The sequence below is a fragment of the Shewanella sp. SM21 genome (assembly GCF_025654335.1).
Lineage (GTDB): Bacteria > Pseudomonadota > Gammaproteobacteria > Enterobacterales > Shewanellaceae > Shewanella > Shewanella oncorhynchi.
The window spans coordinates 19,520-38,764 of sequence record NZ_JAKKRL010000003.1 but is presented as its reverse complement, the minus strand read 5'-3'; the positions used below and the strand labels follow the sequence as shown (position 1 = coordinate 38,764).

16 protein-coding genes and 1 riboswitch are annotated in these 19,245 nt (G+C 46.8%); of the genes, 7 read left to right on the top strand and 9 right to left on the bottom strand.

Annotation, left to right across the window (positions count from 1 at the left end; translation table 11 throughout):
• Positions 1–30 precede the first annotated feature (30 nt).
• The 3 genes from L5L94_RS04410 to L5L94_RS04400 form a co-directional block, all read right to left on the bottom strand.
• On the bottom strand, positions 31–759 hold the full coding sequence (locus L5L94_RS04410) for an HDOD domain-containing protein (RefSeq protein WP_105250172.1): 729 nt from the start codon (positions 757–759) through the stop codon (positions 31–33).
• A 279-nt stretch (positions 760–1,038) separates the two neighbouring features.
• Positions 1,039–3,000 (bottom strand): TonB-dependent receptor, encoded by a 1,962-nt coding sequence (locus L5L94_RS04405; RefSeq protein WP_198571887.1) that lies wholly within the window; start codon positions 2,998–3,000, stop codon positions 1,039–1,041.
• Between the two features lie 108 nt (positions 3,001–3,108).
• Positions 3,109–3,343: riboswitch (cobalamin riboswitch) on the bottom strand.
• A 134-nt stretch (positions 3,344–3,477) separates the two neighbouring features.
• The gene (locus L5L94_RS04400; RefSeq protein ID WP_263161478.1) at positions 3,478–4,920 is read right to left on the bottom strand and encodes a hypothetical protein; all 1,443 of its coding nucleotides are present in this window, start codon (positions 4,918–4,920) and stop codon (positions 3,478–3,480) included.
• A 234-nt stretch (positions 4,921–5,154) separates the two neighbouring features.
• On the opposite strand from L5L94_RS04400, the gene rihA reads away from it, so the two are divergent.
• From rihA to azu, 3 genes are all read left to right on the top strand, one after another.
• Positions 5,155–6,111, top strand: coding sequence for a pyrimidine-specific ribonucleoside hydrolase RihA (gene rihA, locus L5L94_RS04395; protein WP_212599711.1), 957 nt, complete (start codon positions 5,155–5,157; stop codon positions 6,109–6,111).
• Positions 6,112–6,130: 19 nt separating this feature from the next.
• Positions 6,131–7,042: a ribokinase gene (gene rbsK / locus L5L94_RS04390; protein WP_263161474.1), complete on the top strand. Its 912-nt coding sequence runs from the start codon at positions 6,131–6,133 to the stop codon at positions 7,040–7,042.
• Between the two features lie 293 nt (positions 7,043–7,335).
• Entirely contained in the window at positions 7,336–7,812 is a 477-nt protein-coding gene (gene azu / locus L5L94_RS04385; RefSeq protein WP_028759449.1) for an azurin, read from the top strand.
• Between the two features lie 99 nt (positions 7,813–7,911).
• Here the strand turns inward: azu and L5L94_RS04380 are convergent, their stop codons facing one another.
• Together L5L94_RS04380 and L5L94_RS04375 are read right to left on the bottom strand one after the other, a co-directional pair.
• On the bottom strand, positions 7,912–9,096 hold the full coding sequence (locus tag L5L94_RS04380; RefSeq protein ID WP_263161471.1) for a DUF3103 domain-containing protein: 1,185 nt from the start codon (positions 9,094–9,096) through the stop codon (positions 7,912–7,914).
• Positions 9,097–9,476: 380 nt separating this feature from the next.
• The gene (locus tag L5L94_RS04375; protein WP_105250177.1) at positions 9,477–9,779 is read right to left on the bottom strand and encodes a DUF3622 domain-containing protein; all 303 of its coding nucleotides are present in this window, start codon (positions 9,777–9,779) and stop codon (positions 9,477–9,479) included.
• Between the two features lie 370 nt (positions 9,780–10,149).
• Between L5L94_RS04375 and L5L94_RS04370 the strand changes: the two genes are divergently transcribed.
• Positions 10,150–11,427 (top strand): glycerophosphodiester phosphodiesterase family protein, encoded by a 1,278-nt coding sequence (locus L5L94_RS04370; RefSeq protein ID WP_263161469.1) that lies wholly within the window; start codon positions 10,150–10,152, stop codon positions 11,425–11,427.
• A gap of 87 nt (positions 11,428–11,514) precedes the next feature.
• Here the strand turns inward: L5L94_RS04370 and L5L94_RS04365 are convergent, their stop codons facing one another.
• Together L5L94_RS04365 and L5L94_RS04360 are read right to left on the bottom strand one after the other, a co-directional pair.
• On the bottom strand, positions 11,515–12,081 hold the full coding sequence (locus L5L94_RS04365; RefSeq protein WP_028759331.1) for a phosphoribosyltransferase: 567 nt from the start codon (positions 12,079–12,081) through the stop codon (positions 11,515–11,517).
• 290 nt (positions 12,082–12,371) lie between these two features.
• Positions 12,372–14,138, bottom strand: coding sequence for an alkaline phosphatase D family protein (locus tag L5L94_RS04360; RefSeq protein ID WP_263139624.1), 1,767 nt, complete (start codon positions 14,136–14,138; stop codon positions 12,372–12,374).
• Between the two features lie 255 nt (positions 14,139–14,393).
• Here L5L94_RS04360 and L5L94_RS04355 point away from each other — a divergent pair, with 255 nt between their 5' ends.
• A complete protein-coding gene (locus tag L5L94_RS04355; RefSeq protein ID WP_263161466.1) occupies positions 14,394–14,819 on the top strand; it encodes an HPP family protein in 426 nt (141 codons plus the stop codon).
• A gap of 99 nt (positions 14,820–14,918) precedes the next feature.
• Positions 14,919–15,524 carry a DUF4274 domain-containing protein gene (locus L5L94_RS04350; protein WP_263161463.1) on the top strand — a complete coding sequence of 202 codons (606 nt, stop codon included), beginning with the start codon at positions 14,919–14,921 and terminating at the stop codon, positions 15,522–15,524.
• A 27-nt stretch (positions 15,525–15,551) separates the two neighbouring features.
• Here L5L94_RS04350 and L5L94_RS04345 read toward each other — a convergent pair whose 3' ends face one another.
• Complete coding sequence (locus L5L94_RS04345) at positions 15,552–16,913, bottom strand: MATE family efflux transporter (RefSeq protein ID WP_263161462.1); 1,362 nt, start codon at positions 16,911–16,913, stop codon at positions 15,552–15,554.
• Between the two features lie 412 nt (positions 16,914–17,325).
• Here L5L94_RS04345 and L5L94_RS04340 point away from each other — a divergent pair, with 412 nt between their 5' ends.
• On the top strand, positions 17,326–18,243 hold the full coding sequence (locus tag L5L94_RS04340) for an alpha/beta hydrolase (protein ID WP_263161460.1): 918 nt from the start codon (positions 17,326–17,328) through the stop codon (positions 18,241–18,243).
• Positions 18,244–18,326: 83 nt separating this feature from the next.
• Here the strand turns inward: L5L94_RS04340 and lgt are convergent, their stop codons facing one another.
• Positions 18,327–19,106: a prolipoprotein diacylglyceryl transferase gene (gene lgt, locus L5L94_RS04335; RefSeq protein WP_105250184.1), complete on the bottom strand. Its 780-nt coding sequence runs from the start codon at positions 19,104–19,106 to the stop codon at positions 18,327–18,329.
• Between the last annotated feature and the right edge of the window lie 139 nt (positions 19,107–19,245).

Genomic DNA, 19,245 nt, shown 5'->3' with positions numbered 1-19,245 from the left:
GTCAAATGACTATTTCATAGCATCGACAAATTACAGCGGATTCATCAACAATCCACGCATAGACAAGACACGGCGCAGTATCAACCCTGATGAATTAGGATTACGGGTCTGACGCAAATTATGGGCGATCATAAATTCTTGACGCAGATCCTGATCGAGATCTAACGCCTCGAACGCTTCGATGGTTAAGGTCTGTTGTTGATTATCAATCAATGACTTAATCACACTTAAAGGAAATGACTGTTCGGCATTAGCATTTAAATAGGCAAATGCGGTCAGTGCGATAATTTGGCCGAACACACTGAACAGAGCTAAGGTTTGTACTTCGTCAGCATCAACCTCCACACCTTCCATATCCGCTAAGCTATCTACCGCATCCGTTGCAATATCTTCAGTCAGCTTCCAATAACCTTGGACCAACTTTTTATAGGGCTGTGGCAGTTCATCGAGGCGTTCTTTTAAATAGAACGTAAAAGCGTAGCGATAGATATTAACTTGACCTAAGCGGATCAAAGCTTCTTTCAACGAACGAGTTTTGTGATTTTCCACTACAGCAGCCTGTGCGGAATTACTGCGCATAAGCATGTGCGCTGCCAATGCGGGATCGCTCGAGATAATGTCAATCACATTACGAATGTCGCCTTCAGCAAGGATCGCTTTTTTGAGTGGAATTAGAATTCCTCGGCGGCCAATCACTTGCTCTTCGTTCGCTATGATAGCTCTAACTTGAGTAAAAACCTGTTGCTCAAGATCAGTCATAAGACACTTTACACCTGTTTATTAACAATAAGATGATTCGGTTACAGCTCACATCATACCTAAAATACTAAGAATTTCAGCCATAAACAGCAGAGTAAAATATAAATTACTCCTATTTAGTGATGACTGCCCGCTAACACTATAGATAACGACAATTAAACCACTCTACTAAAACGATATTCAAGACTATACCTATTTTAAGATTTATTCTTTGAACTCAGCGTAAAAAATAAAAAGCCAGACTCAGTCTGGCTTTGTTATTAGATAGCTCATTAATAATTAGAAGCGGTAGCCCACAGTGAAACGAATATCACGGCCTCGACCAGAATAGTAACTATCCCCCCAATCGCCACCGTAATAACCTGCACTGACATAATCTTTATCGAATACATTATCGATACGCAGACTTGCAAGCCAAGCATCACGATTATAATTCAAGGCTAAATTACCAAGCACGTAACTTGCTAGCTTATCACCTTGATTAGCGTTATCGCCTTCAATAAAACGATCACCCGTGTAGATAGCTTCGGCAAATACTTGGAAATGCTCAGCAAAATCCATGCTGACATAACCGCGTCCCGTGTGTTTTGCCACCCAAGACAGCTCTTTGCCATCGTTAGCACCATCGGTAAATTCGGCGTCGGTATAGTTATACTCTAGCCCGAGTTGCAGCGCTTTAGTGATCTGCCAATCCCAATCGGCACCCGCGCCATAACGACGAGAAGCGTCGGCATTTACGTTTGCACCGTTGAAATTTCCACCTATGGGTTTAACTGCACTCGAGTCATAAACAATTTCATCCTCTAAATCGAGACGATATAGGCTGACTCGCAGGGTTTGACTAGCGACAGCCCAATCCCAACCCGCCTCATAGGAACGGCCTGTTTGCGGCTTTAAGCCAAATACGCCCGGCGATGTATAAGCTTGCTCATCCACTTTGGCAAAACGGAAGTTATCATCGGCGCGCACATAGAGTCTGTGCTCCGCAGTTGGGCGGTAATTTAAACCCAGTTCGAATGCGTGGGCATTTTCGTCTAAATCCATGCCATTAGGATAAACATTGCCATCGACTAACTCATCGGTCACCCGCGCATATCGTCCACCCACAACGTAACTTAAAGTATGACTTAAAGGCACTGTAGCTTGTAGATAGGCGCTTTGCATTTGCTGCACATTACTGCGCGCCATAGTGTCAAAATCAGCCTTGCCACGGCTGATGTCTAAACCTGTGACTAGGTTTAGCTCGCCTTGACGCGTACTGTAATTCGCTAACGCTTTAGGGCTAAACATTAACAGTGAGCGTGTGTTATGGCTGTTCGCCCCCCAATTAAGAGAAGACACCAAGGTATCGCTATAATCTAAATCCGCCGCCAGCGCCCAGTTTTGATTAAGCTGATGCTGGTAACCCGTTCGCGCCGCAGTGGTCATCTCGTGGGCATACTCTACCTTATTTGATGAAGCACGGGGATCGTCTTTAAATTGCTTTTCAGTAAGCGAGCCCGGATTTTCACGATCGTTATCGTAGTAGCTGGTTTCAACAAAGAAGGAGTCTGTGGCTGTTTTATATTGAATGCGGCCAAGAATAGAGCCGGTTTCGTTGGCATTATGCTGGCGATAGTTGTCACCTTGGTTGTAACTACCGGTGAAAAAGTAACGCCAATCTTTGTTGATCGCGCCAGACACATCACCACGACCTTCATAGGTATCAAAACTACCGCCAGATAACTGCACGCTGCCGCCAGTATTTTCAGGGGACTTAGTGACAATATTAATCACCCCACCCACGGCTTGATCGCCATAAAGTACACCTGCACTACCCGATAAAATTTCAATACGATCCACTTGATTAAGCGGAATGGCATTAAGGCTAGGTGCGGCGATATCGATATTATTGAGACGACGACCATCAAGTAAAATCAGCGTGTTATTAACGGCAGTGCTGGCGCTAAAACCGCGCATCGCAAAGCTAGTTCCAATATTGTTATCCGAAATTTGAATACCGCTTTGACCACGTAAGACGTCGGTCAAATTAGTCGCGCCACTCATTTCAATCGCAGCGGCATCAATCACATTCACATTGGCGGCAATATTTAACGGGGTCTTATCAGAGCGGCCGATCACGACAAGATGCTCGTCGACTTTAGCTGTGCTGGTATCGTCAGCCGCCATAACGGGCGCGATAATTGAAAAACTGCAAAGGCTGCCGATCAGCAGCGCGATTTTTGTTGGATTTGTTCCCATTTTACCTTTAACTCCTGCAAGGAAAACGGGGCATTGACGCCACGATACCGTTAATTCAGTCGTAAATACTGACGGTGATTATCGCATTTTGAGATCTGCCCACCGAAATCTCAAAAACACCTTTAGGGCCGGTCTCCGGACTTAGGCTATGTTAATCCATTAAAGTTGGATTAACACGAGACTGACCTTTCACATTCTGACTTTCGGGTTCTGTCTTGAACACACCAATCAAACGCGGTCCTCTCTCACCTTTTACCGTTGCGGGGGCAGTGCCAGAATTTCACTGGCTTCCCGATTATCTCACGACGCTATCATCGCAAGCACCACAGAAGGTTGACTCAAAATTAGGTTCAAAGGGCGTACAACCTGTTAACGCCCAACAAGGCTCAGAGCATATCAGACCTGAGCGCGCGCATTATAGACGTCTATACGGATGAAAGTCCATCAATCTCAAGTTAGCGAGAAAACTCACATGAGCTAGAAAACGCCATCCCAGTTTTTTGCCGCAGGTTTTGGTCTGTCTTTGCTCAAAATCGCCTGACGCTGCTCAGGGGTTTCGCATTGGGCAACGGGGGTAAAATCCAGCGGTTTAATCACTAACGAGTCAGCAGGTTGTACCGGCGACTTGTCAAACATTGGCAAATTCATCGACCAAGAGACCAGCTCCCCCTTTTCGCTGATGCCAACATAACCGTCATTTGCGCCATCTAACCAAGTGAGTCGCGGAATACGTGCAATCAACTTCTCCACATTTTCACGGTTGGCGCGATAACCAACAGGTACCACTTTGCCATCGGGACGCGTAAACACAAAGGAGGCAGGCCCTCGAGTAATGACGCTGCCTTCCTGCCAATATTTATCAAGAATCTCTTGGGCATAGTGAAACCCAAACATATGAGCGTAATCAGTATCGTCGGCCACTATTTGCGGCACGGCCTTATCCCGCAGTAATAAAAAGCCTGAGCCAATGCTGATAATCTCTTTTACCCCTGTGATATTGGTTTTTTTAATCCAATCGACACCACAGTTAATCCCATCGCCCCAAAAATGCGCATCCCCCGTAGGACTTAAAATCGCAAAGGCACAATTGTTTGCCGTCATACTCGCCACATCCTTTAAGGCGCTGCGGATCGAGTAAGCATCACTGCGCCAACCCCAACTCACCACAGTGCCGTCCTTTTTCAAGGCGGCATAGGTGTGTTGAAAATATTCGATCTTCGCCACATCAGTAAGCTGCGGGAGTAACTTTTTCATATTGGTCGACTCTTCAACCTGCCCCCAAATCACAGCACTGCCCTCTTTTTTGAGGGCGACAAAACTGCGTCCTCTGGCAAAGATATCGACAACATCAACTAATTGATCCTGCACATGTAAGCTATTGCCGCCGTAGGGGCCATAACCCCAAGTATGCACCTTGCCATTGGCATCAAGGGCGGCAATGGCCTCTTGATTGGCGAACAACTTGGTAATATTGGTCATGCGGTTTTGTAGGGCTTTGTCGAGGCTATATTTCCCCGCATTGCCCCAGTACACCACAGTGCCATCTTGACGTAGCGCGGCAAACCCGTCCTTAACTGGGACGATTTGCTTAACTCGCTTAAGCTGCTCCGTCACCTCGCGGCTATCACCGCCAGCATAACTGTCACCCCAAGTGATCACCTCACCGGATTTTGTTAACGCCGCAAAGGCCGAACTGTTGGTGACCACAGTCTCGACTGCGGGTAAATCACAGGGAATATGGCGATACTGTGGACTCGGATTTTCCTTAAATTGGATGAGTTTACCGTTATCAAACTGTAGCAATGACTCGTTATTACTTTCCACAACGGCCATAGGTTGAGGATCGCTACAGCCAGAGATCTGCATGGCAACCATGCCCACGAGTAAAACCTTAGGCCAAGTGATTCGATGAGTGAGCATTACTTATTTCCTTATATTTGCTTGGAGATGTCATTCAATGTTGTGCAGCGGACAGAGCGAGAATGGATTGACCTAACATCGCCTAATGTCAAAAATGGGCAGAATTCTAGCAGCTTGTTGATAAAAAGACGAAAATGCTCACAGTTTACTCTGCAAGTCCCCTACACAGGCTAGCGCCTAACTGATGGCATGCTATTCTAAGCCCCCATCACCGCTGTTTAAAGGAGTAACAGTATGACTCGCCCTATTATTCTGGATTGCGATCCCGGCCATGACGACGCCATTGCGCTCATTTTAGCTCTCGCCCATCCAGAGCTGGTTCCACTGGCCGTCACCACTAGTGCCGGCAACCAAACGCCGGATAAAACGCTCAATAATGCCCTGCGGATCTTAACCTTATTAAATCGCAGTGATATTCCTGTCGCTGGCGGCGCCGCCAAGCCATTAGCCCGCGAATTAATCATTGCCGACAATGTCCATGGTGAAACCGGACTCGACGGCCCTGCATTGCCTAATCCAAGTTTTAGTCCTCAAGCCATTACCGCAGTTGAATTAATGGCGCAGCAAATTCGCCAAAGTCATCAGCCAGTAACCTTAATTCCCACAGGGCCGCTGACTAACATCGCCCTTTTACTGGCGAGTCATAGCGAATTACACGCCAAGATCGAACGCATAGTGCTAATGGGCGGTGCAGCCGGTGTCGGTAATTGGACCCCAGCCGCCGAGTTTAATATTTTTGTCGACCCCGAAGCCGCCGATATTGTCTTTAAATCCGGTATTCCCATCACTATGTGTGGGCTCGATGTGACTCATCAGGCACAAATCATGGATGAAGACATAGAACGCATTCGCGCGATTCAAAATCCAATTGCTCAGTGCGTCGCCGAATTATTGGATTTCTTTATGATTTACCACAGAGATCCTAAATGGGGCTTTATTGGTGCGCCATTGCACGACCCCTGCACTATCGCTTGGTTGCTTAAACCTGAGCTATTTGAGGCGCAAGATTGCTGGGTAAGTATTGAAACCCAAAGTGAGTTGACCTTAGGCATGACAGTGGTCGATCGCTATCAGTTAACAGGTAAAGCCGCCAATGCGACTGTGCTGTTTGGGATCGATAGGCAAGGCTTTGTCGATTTACTGGTAGACAGTTTACGCGTCTATGATGCAACTTATCTCAATCGCAGATAAAAATGACAGTGAGTCTTCTATGAGCCAGATACTCGTTATCGGCAGTGCAAATGCCGACCATGTGATGAAATTTGAGTACCTGCCCGCTGCAGGGCAAACCTTAATGAGCCGAGATTACCGCCTCGAACAGGGCGGCAAAGGGGCCAATCAAGCCGTCGCCTGCGCGCGCTTAGCCAAATCAGGTTCACGCACTGATTTTATCTGCCATCTCGGCCAAGACAGTATCGGCGATGATATGCGTCAAAGCTGGATGAAAGATGGCATCAGTGCGGAAGGGATCCGCCAAATAGCCGGACTGAGCACAGGCACTGCCATGATTTTTATCGGTGATAACGGTGAGAATACGATTGGCGTTGCCGCAGGTGCCAACGCCAGCCTTTCACCCGATGACTTAGAAGCTCATTACGCTCTGTTTGCTAATGCGGAGTACTTGTTAGCACAATTGGAAACGCCCGCTGCCACAGTGGCAAAGGCGCTGCAAATAGCCAAGAATCTTGGCGTGACGACTGTACTAAATCCTGCTCCAGCGACGGCACTTGGCCAAGATGTACTCAAGTGGGTAGATATTATTACCCCCAATGAAACCGAAGCAGAAGCCTTAACGGGAGTTGAGATCAACCATATTGATGATGCACACATGGCAGCGCAACTTCTCCACCAGCAGGGAGTAAAGATTGTGGTCATTACCTTAGGTAGCCGTGGCGCATTTATCAGCAGCCCAGGTTTTAATGGGCTAATACCTGCGTTTGAAGTGCAGGCCATAGACACAGTCGCCGCAGGGGATACCTTCAATGGCGCCTTAGTTGTGGGCTTAAGCGAGGGCATGTCGATTGCTGCAGCCGTGGGATTTGCCAATGCAGCCAGTGCCATTACTGTCACTCGCCCAGGCGCACAACGTGCGATTCCCTATCGACAGGAGCTTTCGTACTAAAAACGTAAGACGTTCTGAAGTAGACGCCCTGCGTTAGAACAAAAAATTATAATTTATAAATCAAACACATAAATAATAGTTCCTGAGTACTTAGTTCACTCCAAATAAGTACTCACCTATGTTTACCGCTAACAATTTTGCCGCCAATAACGATGCAAGCTTTCAACCTAAAGTTGCATATACATAATTTACACGCTGATTTCATTCCCATTTAATGAAGATTGCTTATGCTAGCAGGTGCATGTCCGAGTCAAAACGGCTCGGCTACCCTTGTTCAAATAAGGAAGTACCAGATGAAAGCAAAAAGCACAGCTTTACGTAACGTGACCAGCACTAGCCTAATCGGCCTAGGATTATTATTCGCTAGCCAAGCGAGTGCCAACGAATGTGAACTGAAAATTGCCGCCACTGATGCAATGCAATTTGACACTAAAGAGCTGTCTGTACCTGCAAGCTGTAAAGAAGTGACCTTAACCTTAACCCACTCAGGCACTTTGCCAAAAGCAGCCATGGGCCATAACTGGGTATTAACTAAGGCAGCCGATATGTCAGCCGTAGCGACCGAAGGTATGAGCGCCGGTCCTGATGCAGCCTATGTCAAAGCCGGTGATACGCGCGTTATCGCACACACAGATTTAGTGGGCGGTGGCGAATCAACGTCTATCACCTTTAGCACTGCCGGTATGAGCGCCACCGAAGCCTACCAATTCTTCTGCAGCTTCCCAGGTCACTGGGCGATTATGCAAGGCAGTTTCAAGTTAAAAGCTTAAGGTGAATGGCTTAGCCTAACGTTAAGTGATAAAAACAAAAAAGCGGATCTTAGGATCCGCTTTTACATTTCAGCCATTGCATTTAGCCGCACTAATCCATCATGGTCTTGGTTGGATGACTAATGGCGCAAAGCTCGTCGTCGCATTACCGTTAGCGCCGTTCAAGTTAGGATATTCACCCCCTTCCTGTAAGGTGTAATACACATCGACAAAGTCATCGTCATTGGTGAACCAAGCATCCGGCATTACACTTAAAATACCATTGGTGATTTGCGGGATCAGCGCATAACCCTGAGCTTCAGGATCGGGGATCGACTTTAAGATCTGCTCCGCCGCTTCCAACAGCTTAGTGGCCAACACTTTATAGTTAGTACCATCGTCATGCTCCATTAAGATCATGTCCGCAGCCGCCCAACGATAACGCTCCCAATGTATGATGATTTGATTCGGATAATAGGTCGTATCCGCATAATCTAAATAGGGCATTTCGACGATATCGAGCACAGGCTCTTCACGGCTTGGATCAACCCCAGTCACTATGCCGTAAATTTCGGCACGACCAGAAATCCACGGCTCATGGTCATCCTTCAAGGATATCTGTTTGATCACTGTGGTTGAAATAGGCTTGTCTGCCACCGCCTGTGTTTGCGCACGGCTCAGTAGTGCGCCCTCTTTTTTCGCTGACTGCGCCTCGGCAAATGTCGCCCGCATCACCTCTAAGCCAGCCACAAAGGCTTTTTTACTATCGATACCGACCACAAACACTGGCTGCTGCGGCAGGTTATACACGTCTAATTGATGCACTTGCCCATGAATATCAAAGGCTTCAATATAATCCCACTGACTCTCGTCACCATCGGGCTCATAGGCAAATAAAGGAGACTCACCTTGCTGCCATGGGGTCAACATGGCTTCATCTGCCAGGCGCACTTGCACCAGAGAATCCGCTTTGGCACTTAAGCCCTTCACTCGGCGAATTGATGCATCGGCTTTGATGATCACATTATCATTGAGCCTACGCTGAGACAGAATGTCATCGGCATTCACTGCTAACTGATACTGGTTTATTTCAGTCTGTAAGATAGGCGCGAGCTGCGCATATTGATGGCTTAAATCTAACGCCAATGCCCGTTTAGTATTGGTTAACTGCGCTTGTGCATCCAAAGTCGAATCCTTTAGCGACGCTTGTAGTAAGCGTAACGCCTCTCCATCTAAGGCTTGGCCATAACTCAGGGTTGCCGAAGCCGACAAACACAGCAATAAACTGGATTGAAGTAGTTTCATAGGAGTTCCCTTACCTTGATAAAGTTAAACGTGCGTTCGAATTCCTTACATATGAGCACAGAGCAGCATCTAAGTAAATCAAATGATAATAGTTATCGTTAATTATTAATGGTATAGGGTACGTAATCCCGGCTAAATGCGATAAAAACAAGCTAATGACAGCATCAGTAGATCAGTCCAGCCGAACAGAGTGTATGAAGATAAACGAGGAAATAGGATGAAATGAATTGATATGCACAGTTTCGCGAGCGACAAAATCACAAAAGGCAGATCTTAAGATCTGCCTTTTGCTGTTCATCGCCAGAGTGACGTTTCAGAACGCGTTATGCGCGCCCTAACAGTCACACTGGCTTGATAAGACAAGGTTAAACGAATGAGTGTTACTCTTCGTCGAAATCATCTTCATCAAGATCTTCGGCATCAGTTGCCGCTTCAGCCGCTAATGCAGCGGCTAATTTTGCTTTAGCTTGTTTCTCTGAACGACGTTTATTGCGCTCAGTTAACGTGCCTAAAAACACTTGTAATTCAGTTAAGCCCCACGCTTGCGCTTCGGCTTCAGTCGCAAAGCCATCATGGCTCTTAGACACAACTGTTTTAGTTGATGTCATGCGACGAGTGATTTCAGTTTTCCAACCGTTGTCGCCCTGTGTCACGCGAAAATCGTATTTTTTGCCCTTGCTCATTCTGCTCTATTTCCTAAATGATGCTTGTCACGTTTGTCTTATCAAGCGAACCAAACGCTCATCATAAAACAAAAGGAGCGCAGTGTACTTGATTTCGGCCCAGAAAGATCGCCAAGATGAAAATATTCATGCCAGTTTCATCGACTCGCTCAGTGGAGTCAATGCTCACATCTAAAGCAACACTGTGCATATATCCCGACCGTCCTCTGTCTAAGGCAGTTTATCGCAAGCTAGCGTGCCTTAGATAATCGTCGTGCAAACGGTATATATTCTTGTTTATGTCATACAAATAGGCTTTTTCAGTCACATTAACACTTTAGAGTTTCTGATTAATATTAATAACTTACATCATTGCTCATAGGTAAATCTGATGAAACTACACCCTATTTCGTCGCTCTCACTCGGCCTGTTAATTGCCACGAGCGCTTTATTAGCCGGTTGCAATAATGACGATGATAACGCCGCTATCACGCCACCCACCAGCAAACCCGTTCCTGCTCAAGTGGGAGAAAGACCTTTATTCCTCGTACGTCAAATGCAAGACAGCACACTTAAAACCCGCTTAGAACAATGCACCACTGACAGTTTTTATCGCAGCGAATTTTCTATCGGTCACCGTGGCGCACCAATGCAATTCCCTGAGCATACAAAGGAATCCTACCAAGCGGCTATCGATTCGGGCGCAGGCATAGTCGAGTGTGATGTCACCTTCACCGCCGATAAAGCTTTAGTTTGCCGCCACTCACAGTGCGATCTTGCCAGCACGACCAACATTTTAGCAGTGCCTGAACTGGCTAATAAATGTTCGAGCCCATTCACTCCAGCCGATGCAGCCAATGGCGTCAGCGCATCGGCGACCTGTTGCACCAGCGATATCACCCTCGCCGAATTTAAAACCCTCAAGGGTAAAATGGAAGGCAACAATCCAAAAGCGACCACTGCGGCCGAATTCATCAATGGTACCCCAAGCTGGCGCACCGATCTTTATGCTGGCAATGGCACCTTGATGACCCACGCTGAAAGTATTGATATGTTTAAAAAAGCCGGTGTGAAGATGACGCCAGAGCTAAAAGCGGCGAGCGTATCTATGCCCTTCGATGGTTTTACTCAGCAGGATTACGCGCAAAAAATGTTGGATGAATACACTGCGGCGGGCGTCGATGCTTCGCAAGTATTCCCTCAATCATTTATCTTAGATGACATCAAATATTGGGTCGCCAACGCACCTGAATTTGCGAAGCAAGCCGTGTTTCTCGATGACAGATACGATTATAACAGCGCCTTTGATCCGCAGAACTCTGCCACTTGGTCGCCATCAATGGCGGATTTAAAGACCCAAGGCGTCGAAATTATTGCGCCGCCACTCTGGGTATTAGTCGCCTTAGATGCGGACAAAAAGATCATTCCTTCGGAATACGCTAAGGCCGCCAAAGGCGCAGGGCTTAAGATCATCACTTGGTCGCTGGAGCGATCTGGTTTATTAAAAAATGGCGGCGGCTTTTACTATCAAAGCATTACCGAAGCGATAGATAACGAAGGCGATACCTTTGAATTACTTGATGTACTGGCGAAAGATGTCGGCGTGATTGGAGTGTTCTCCGACTGGCCCGCCACAGTGACTTACTATGCTAACTGTATGGATTTATAAGTCATCGATATAGAAAAAAAAAATGCGTTAACGATTAATCGTTAACGCATTTTTTTATTGCGAAAATAATCTATATCTCGCCGCGAGCTATTTAAACAGGTGCTGGATATTCTTTAAATCGCCCTTACCTTCGGCAATTTCTTCAGGCGTTAAACCTGTGACTTCGTGCGGGAAAACTAACCAGTCTTCAGAGGCATGAATGTAATAGTCGGGTTTTAAAGGCACTGCGGTATTTTTTGGCTTGTAATAAGGGCAAGCGATACGGATATCGGTTGGCATATTTAGGCGCATCAGTTGGCTGAGTTTTTCTTTTAATGCATGAATACTACGGCCAGAGTCAAACACGTCATCCACAATCAATAAACCATCGCTCGCGTTCGCATTTTCAACGATGTAATGCAGGCCATGAACTTTGATTTCTTTGCTTTGTTTGTCGGTGCCAATCCCATAATAGGAAGAAGTACGCACGGCAATGTGATCGGTTTCAACTTGTTTAAAGTCGAAAAATTCCTGTACCGCGATCCCGATTGGAGCACCGCCACGCCAAATACCCACGATAAATTGCGGACGAAAGCCACTCTCATACACTTGCGAAGCTAATAAAAATGAATCTTCCAGCAATTGCTGCGCGGTAACAAAATACTTTTCTGACATGACACAGTCCCCATCACATTGATTTTATTCTTAGGTCGTTAAAGCAAAAGCTTATGACCCCTGTAAGGTCTGTTCGGCGGGTAAAGGTTCCCAAAACACTAGAACAGCTTTGCCTTAGCAAGTGTAGGCAGCCGCCGAATTTTGGGAGCGAATTTTATACCAAAAAAATGCGATGTGCTGCAGTAATAGTAAGAACTTGCGTGACAACAGACATTTATTTTGCCTTTTAAAGCCAAAAGCAACAAAAAGGCCACCCTAAGGTGGCCGATAAACAAGCGAACAATACCGCATTAAACGATAGGCGTAATCACATGCTCGCCTACTTTTGTCTTAGCACTATAACCACGGGCCGTTGCAACTTGGAAATCCTTCGACAAAATGGTATCCACATAATGCCAGTCGCTGCGCACCTCATCAGCGGTAAAGGTGAGCGTCATAAAGCCTCGGTCTTTTAAGTTAGCGTACTTAAGATCTGGCACTAACTCGACGATTGCCGCCTCGGTCGCGGGGATCTGTTCCGCAGGGAGATTCAAATAATATTCAAGGCCTGGCGATGATACTGAGCTGGTCGCAAACTCCACCCCAACGGTATCGCCATTCACGTCTTTAAGCTCGTTTGCCCATGCATTATGGGTGTCACCCGCGATCACAACTAGATTGAGATTTTTCGATTTAGCCGTACCTAAAATCACTTCACGCTCATAGGCATAACCATCCCAAGCATCTAAGTTGTACGGGATTGCAGGTAATTGCAGCAGTGCGATAACTTCTGGCGTGAGTAAAGCTTGATTGGCTTGAAGATATTGCAGCTCTTGGGCAGTCAGCGTGGGATCATTTGCCGCCGCACGGGCCGCTAACTTAGCTAAAGCCCCTAACATGGCAAATTGGGGAATGCTCATCTGCTGAGTGGCAATCGCCGCCGGCAATGACATCTTACCCATTAATACCTGCTGTCCCAGTACCTGCCACTTGCCTGTCGACTGTAGCAATGTGCCCTGTAGCCATAATAATTGCGTCAGCCCCAGCATAGTGCGAGTGGTCGAAGTGACATCGGCAAGGAAACGCTCTCCAGCAAACGAGCCCGTGGTAGGATCCATATAATCGGCATAATCGAGCTGTTTATCACGGGCTAATACGCGAGTATCCAGCATATGCAGATCGACGAGATTGCCGTAACTGAAGCTGCGGTAAATCTCTTCATGGTTCCCTTCACGCCATGGGCGAATCGGCAACCACTCGAAATAAGCTTGTAGTGCCGCTTCTTTACGAACGGCAAAATCCCCTTCGCCTTCGTTGTGATTCTCGGCACTATCACGCCAAGTATCATTGGCCACTTCATGATCATCCCACACTGTAATAAAAGGCACTTTCGCGTGTAACTTTTGCAGACTCGCATCGGTATGGTACTGACCATGGCGAGTGCGGTAATCACTCAACGTCAGCAACTCATTGGCGGGTAACACTTCACGCCCCAATTCGGCAGCATGCTCACTGGCATAACCACCGCGGGCATATTCATAGATGTAATCGCCTAAATGCACCACAGCATCTAAATCATCCTGCGCCGCCGCTAACTCATAGACGTTAAAATAACCGGCAGGAAAGTTAGCACAGGACATCACGGCTAATTTGACTGAGCTAACGTCACCCTCAGGCAGAGTGCGGGTTTTACCCACAACTGAGGTTTTATCACCCGTCATAAAGCGATAAAAGTAGGTTTGCCCGGCACGTAAACCACGGGCATCAATCTTAACCGTGTAGTCACGGCTCGCATTAGTGACAGTCTCACCTGTGGTCACTAATTGACTAAAGGCCGCATCGCTTGCCACTTGCCAACTCACTTTTACATCGCCCTCAGACTCAGGCGTGACACGGGTCCAGAGGATCACGGCATCGACTGCCGGATCGCCACTGGCAATTCCATGTAAAAATTGCGCGGGTACAGAATTATCATCATTACTATCACTACAGCCCATCAAGCCGTAAGAGATCACAGCAACACCAACACCTTTGGCCGACATAGCCAAAAAATCACGACGAGTTACGGTACGATTCATTATTATTATTCCTTGTTAGATAAGGCTTCACTGGTATGAGGTCTAATAAGACCACGATTGTGAGATATCACTGTTACATATTTGTGACATCTTTGTCAGCCTTTTATGATATCTATCAATTCAAACACTTATACTGGATAGCGTACTTTATTTGTGCAGGACTGGCGTAGGTTACAGAGAAGCTGCTAACATCGGTGCAGGCTAACGCAGCGTGTTAAATGCACGCCTAAGAATGGCAAGAAAAGGAATTTAACAATGAAAGTCAGCGATATTATGAGTGATCAAGTCATCTGCATCAGCGATGGCGCCAGTTTGAAAGATGCCCACCATCTGATGCAAACCCGTGGCGTACGCCACTTACCCGTGATTTCTGAAATTGATGGCACCCTCGTTGGCGTACTCACCCATAAAAAGATGATCGCCAGCGTGATGACTATGTTGAACAAGTACGGCCAAGGCGCGCTCGAGCGCAAGGAACGATACACGCCGATCACAACTGTGATGGATAAAGACTATCAGCATCTCACCGCCGACGAGCCCTTAACTGTGGTGGTTGAATATTTTATCGAGAACAAACTTGGTTGCCTGCCCGTCGTCGATGTCGATAAAAAGGTACTCGGTATCGTCACTTCATCGGACTTTATTAAGCTGTGCCGTACCCTACTGCAAGAGCAAGCGTAACGTTTTACGCTCCTTTTCTTCTATGTCAGCCTTTTACTACGTAAAGGCTGACGCTGTCTTTTTTATAAACTGTGTTTTCTATAAAAAGAAAGGATTCCCTTGGCTAAATTACTCTCACAAGAACAATTTATTCGCGCCTATGAATGCGCAGAATTTGGCTGTTTTGCCAATCAACAACAACTCGCCAAATTACTCGCCGATCCCGATTACGACTTTTTACATCAAGACAGTACCTACTTTGGCAAAGCGGCGACACAAATCACCTGTATCAGTGACTTACAAAGTATGGAGGAATTGCATTTTGTCGCGGCCAACTTGAATTGGGATAACGATGATCCCGACATGGTCAGGGCGATTATCGAACATCCACTCTGCGACGCAGGTACCGCCTTATTACTCTACTGGTACGGACAAGGCTTTTATTACTCCACGCCGGAGACGCTCGACACGCCTTTTGGACAGCTATTCAAAACCATAACCGATAGATTTGTTGCGCGCGGCTATGCCAGTTATAAAATCCATTTTGACCCGCTTAAAGAATGTTTTATGCCCTCATTAGAAGACGTTCTTACTAGAGGATGCCAAATTCCAGGGGCTATTTTTGCCCCCTACAGCACTATGGAAATCGAAACCTATGAAGGGCATCCAAGGTATCTACAATTTAAAAATGAACTACTGAAATCGGGCAAATGGGGCAACCAATAAGTGCTGACCTTTTGTTATCAGCGCGGTTTAAGCTAGGGTTACTGGCGGAATACGCGTAAAACGCTGCCAGCGACCCGAGCGCCAACGCTGCACCATAATCAATCCACGCACCCATTCATCTGCCGCGACGGCAAGCCAAGCAGCCAACACGCCATAACCTAAATGCAAGCCAAAGAACCAAGCAAAAAATACCCCAATACCCCACATACTAAAGAGGCCTACCCGCACAGGGAACGCCACATCACCCGCGCCTTTTAAGGCCGAAATAATCACCAGATTAAACACCCGCCCCGTTTCGAGCGCGATTGAACCTGCCAGTAATAACGCCGTCAGTTGGATGACTTCTTCGTTCTCACTCAACCAGCCGACAATAACGAATCGCTGCCAATAGAAGACTAATACTATGGTCAGTGAAGCCACAAAGCCCACCAAACAGTAACGCTGCACCCGAGTAGTGATTTCATCGAACCATTGTTTACCCACATAGTATCCGGTCTGAATTTGCGTCGCCTGCCCGAGTGCTACCGCAAAACAATAGATAAAACGGCTAATATTCAAGCCATAGGTGTAGGCCGTGAGCGATAAAGTGCCCATCTGGCTGATAAAGTAGATGATGGTCATCTGAGCCACATTGTAAGACAGCATCTCGCCAGCATTGAGCAGGCCAATACGCATCACACTCCAATAAGTGCTGCGCGGTAAGAGCTTAAGTCGTTGCAGTGGCAGCGGAATTTGCTTATGCCGGATCACCATCAGCATGATACACGCACCGATGATCTGGCTGGTCACTGTCGATATCGCCACCCCAGTTACCCCATAAACAGGTAAACCAAAGGGTGAATACAGGGCAATATAATTACCGATCACGTTCATTAAGCCCGTGCTCGAGGTAACTAACATGGCCGAGCGGGTAAAACCGTAACTACGCAAAATAGCGGCGAAGGCAATGTTCATCACTAGCCCTATGCTCAAGCTGCCGCAAATCACTAAATAGTCATATCCAAAACCAGCCACATCGTGCTCAAGCGCAAATAAGCCGATAATGCCCTTAGCACCAAAGAACATAGATGCGCCCATGACCAAGGCTAATACCAAACTCAATACGACACTCGCCACCCCGATATCGACAGCCTGCTGTGGTTGGCCTGCCCCATTGCTTTGACTAATCAAAATACTCGCGCCCGTACTCACCATCATGGACATGACCATCATGAAGAACATCAACTGAGTCGTGAGTCCCACCGCGGCAACCGCATTATCGGAATAATGGCTCAGCATAAAGATATCGCTGATCCCAAGCAGAGATTGCAACAAGGTCTCGATAAAAATCGGCCACGTCAGGGCAACTATGCCCATGCGCTGTTGCAATGTTTTGGGTGCTTTTGCCACGAAAGATTCCTGCAAATAGAGAACGAATAACGAGTGTGATCGCTGGCTCAATGTGTCGCTCAAACAGCATCTTGGCAACCTATATTTTAGCCAAGAGACTGAAACCCACTTTCACAAATAGACATCAAAGTGCTATCGAACGCACAATCAGGCGGACATTTAAGCGCATTAAGCCTGACAGTCAATTAAGTTGGTAATTTTCTTACAAGACACCCTACAACTCAATCTGTAATAGTGAAAAAGATGCCGACTGCAACCGTATTCATTACTAAGTTAATACCAAAGTTAATTTCCGCAATCATGATAGAGCTCATGGCTGAGTGTGAATCTAGGCTACCAATTCAATTAAGCTGCCGATAAACTCAGCCCATTGCAGAACAGCCGAGCGCACTAAAAATTGAGGGAGTATTAAATGAGCCAACTCTATTTAGAAGAGGTTATTAAACAATTGGTTAGCGAGTTTATCGCGGCGGGTTGCCCATCGGTGCGAGAGCAAACCATTGAGCAACGTAGGCAAGGTTATATCGCCAGCACTGTACTCGCGGGTGAGCCTGAAGAGGTGTTCGAGGTGCGCGCAATTTCCATCGATGGCGCAGAATTAACTCTGTTTAAACCCTCGGCGGCAGACAATTTACCTATCGTCATTTACTACCATGGTGGCTGTTTTGTCAGTGGCGGCGTTGAAACCCATAATCAACAACTGCGAAAACTCGCCAATGATTCTGGCGCACTGGTGATCGCCGTTCGCTATCGCCTCGCCCCAGAACATGTTTATCCCGCTGCCCACGACGATGCCTGCCATGCCGCAGAAGTCATCTATCAACATTGTCACCAATGGGGCGGTGATAACACTAAGATCACCCTAATGGGCGACAGCGCCGGCGGCCATTTAGCCCTAGTCACTTGCCTGCGTTTAAAAGCCAAAGGGCAATGGTTGCCACACAAACAAGTGCTTATCTATCCTATGCTCGATGCCACCGCGAAGAGCCAAAGCTATAGCGACAATGGCGAGAAATACATCATCACCCGCGACACCTTGCTAACAGGTTTCGATCTGTATTTAGATTGGCACCCCAGAACCGATGCCGAAGCCAGTCCACTTCGCCGTGATGACTTAGCAGGCTTACCGGAAACCCATATCATCACCGCCGAATTCGATCCACTCGTCGATGAAGGTGAACAGCTATTTAGGAATCTATTAGAGGCTGGCGTAAATGCCCACTGCCGTCGTTATCTTGGCGTCATCCATGGTTTCTTCCAACTCTCGGGCGTGAGCCGTTCCGCTCGGGATGCCATGGTGCAGGTGACCAATATAGTGAAGACAGCCTAACGTCATACTTGATGATTAATTCATTCATAAAAAAGGCTTTCTATCTAGATAGAAAGCCTTTTTTAATCGTTTGATATTCAGATTTAAACGGTTTTCTTTCGATACGCCAAGAACAACAAAACTATACCTACGGCTAAAAACGGTAAGCTCAGAAGTTGTCCCGCACTTAAGAAAGTTTCAGAGTAAGCCGCTTGGCTAACTTTAATCGACTCAATCGCAATTCGCGCACTAAACACCGATACCAGAAACAGGCCGAAAATAGCCCCATGTCTTTGTTTAATCTGCGTGTATTGATACAAAGCATACAGACCAATAAAGATAGCTAAATAAGCGAAAGCCTCATAGAGCTGTGCTGGATGTCTTGGCAACATGTCGACACGGGCAAATATAATGCCCCAAGGTTGAGTCGTAGGATCGCCTAAAATTTCTGAGTTGGCGAAGTTTGCCATACGCACAAAAAAGCCAAAAATGGCGGTGGCGATCGCGAGTCTGTCCAACAAAAACAGGAAGGGTAGCTTCACTTTACGTTGGTAATAATACAAGGCCAGAATCGCGCCTAAACCACCACCGTGGCTGGCGAGTCCGCCTTCCCAAATCGCCAAGATCTTAAGCGGATGAGCAAAGTAATAAGTCGGATCGTAGAACATACAATGGGCCAAACGCGCACCCACAATAATGCCAACCACACAATAAATCAGTAAATTATCAAGGGACTCAAGATCGAGATTTTCCTTGATATAAATCCGCTTCATCACCTGAAAACCAGCAGTAATAGCAAGAGCAAACAGGACTCCATACCAATGTATTTTTAGTCCCATAAACGAGATTAATACAGGATCGAGCTCCCACACTAAGTGTTCCAAATTCAATTACTCCATAACACTTGGTACATAGAGGTACGCCAAAAAGCATGTTTTACGTGGTTAAACGCCAATAGACAAGCCTTGTCGCGGGGATATCTTACTATTGAGTCAAATTTAATGACTCAGAGCGACCTTGGTT

Excerpts from the sequence above, each read along its gene's own strand:
- L5L94_RS04405 (WP_198571887.1), bottom strand. The coding sequence starts at position 3,000 with ATGGGAACAAATCCAACAAAAATCGCGCTGCTGATCGGCAGCCTTTGC.
- L5L94_RS04365 (WP_028759331.1), bottom strand. The coding sequence starts at position 12,081 with ATGTCAGAAAAGTATTTTGTTACCGCGCAGCAATTGCTGGAAGATTCA.
- L5L94_RS04410 (WP_105250172.1), bottom strand. The coding sequence starts at position 759 with ATGACTGATCTTGAGCAACAGGTTTTTACTCAAGTTAGAGCTATCATA.
- L5L94_RS04400 (WP_263161478.1), bottom strand. The coding sequence starts at position 4,920 with ATGCTCACTCATCGAATCACTTGGCCTAAGGTTTTACTCGTGGGCATG.
- rbsK (WP_263161474.1), top strand. The coding sequence starts at position 6,131 with ATGAGCCAGATACTCGTTATCGGCAGTGCAAATGCCGACCATGTGATG.
- L5L94_RS04355 (WP_263161466.1), top strand. The coding sequence starts at position 14,394 with ATGAAAGTCAGCGATATTATGAGTGATCAAGTCATCTGCATCAGCGAT.
- L5L94_RS04360 (WP_263139624.1), bottom strand. The coding sequence starts at position 14,138 with ATGAATCGTACCGTAACTCGTCGTGATTTTTTGGCTATGTCGGCCAAA.
- L5L94_RS04370 (WP_263161469.1), top strand. The coding sequence starts at position 10,150 with ATGAAACTACACCCTATTTCGTCGCTCTCACTCGGCCTGTTAATTGCC.
- L5L94_RS04340 (WP_263161460.1), top strand. The coding sequence starts at position 17,326 with ATGAGCCAACTCTATTTAGAAGAGGTTATTAAACAATTGGTTAGCGAG.
- rihA (WP_212599711.1), top strand. The coding sequence starts at position 5,155 with ATGACTCGCCCTATTATTCTGGATTGCGATCCCGGCCATGACGACGCC.
- azu (WP_028759449.1), top strand. The coding sequence starts at position 7,336 with ATGAAAGCAAAAAGCACAGCTTTACGTAACGTGACCAGCACTAGCCTA.
- L5L94_RS04380 (WP_263161471.1), bottom strand. The coding sequence starts at position 9,096 with ATGAAACTACTTCAATCCAGTTTATTGCTGTGTTTGTCGGCTTCGGCA.
- L5L94_RS04375 (WP_105250177.1), bottom strand. The coding sequence starts at position 9,779 with ATGAGCAAGGGCAAAAAATACGATTTTCGCGTGACACAGGGCGACAAC.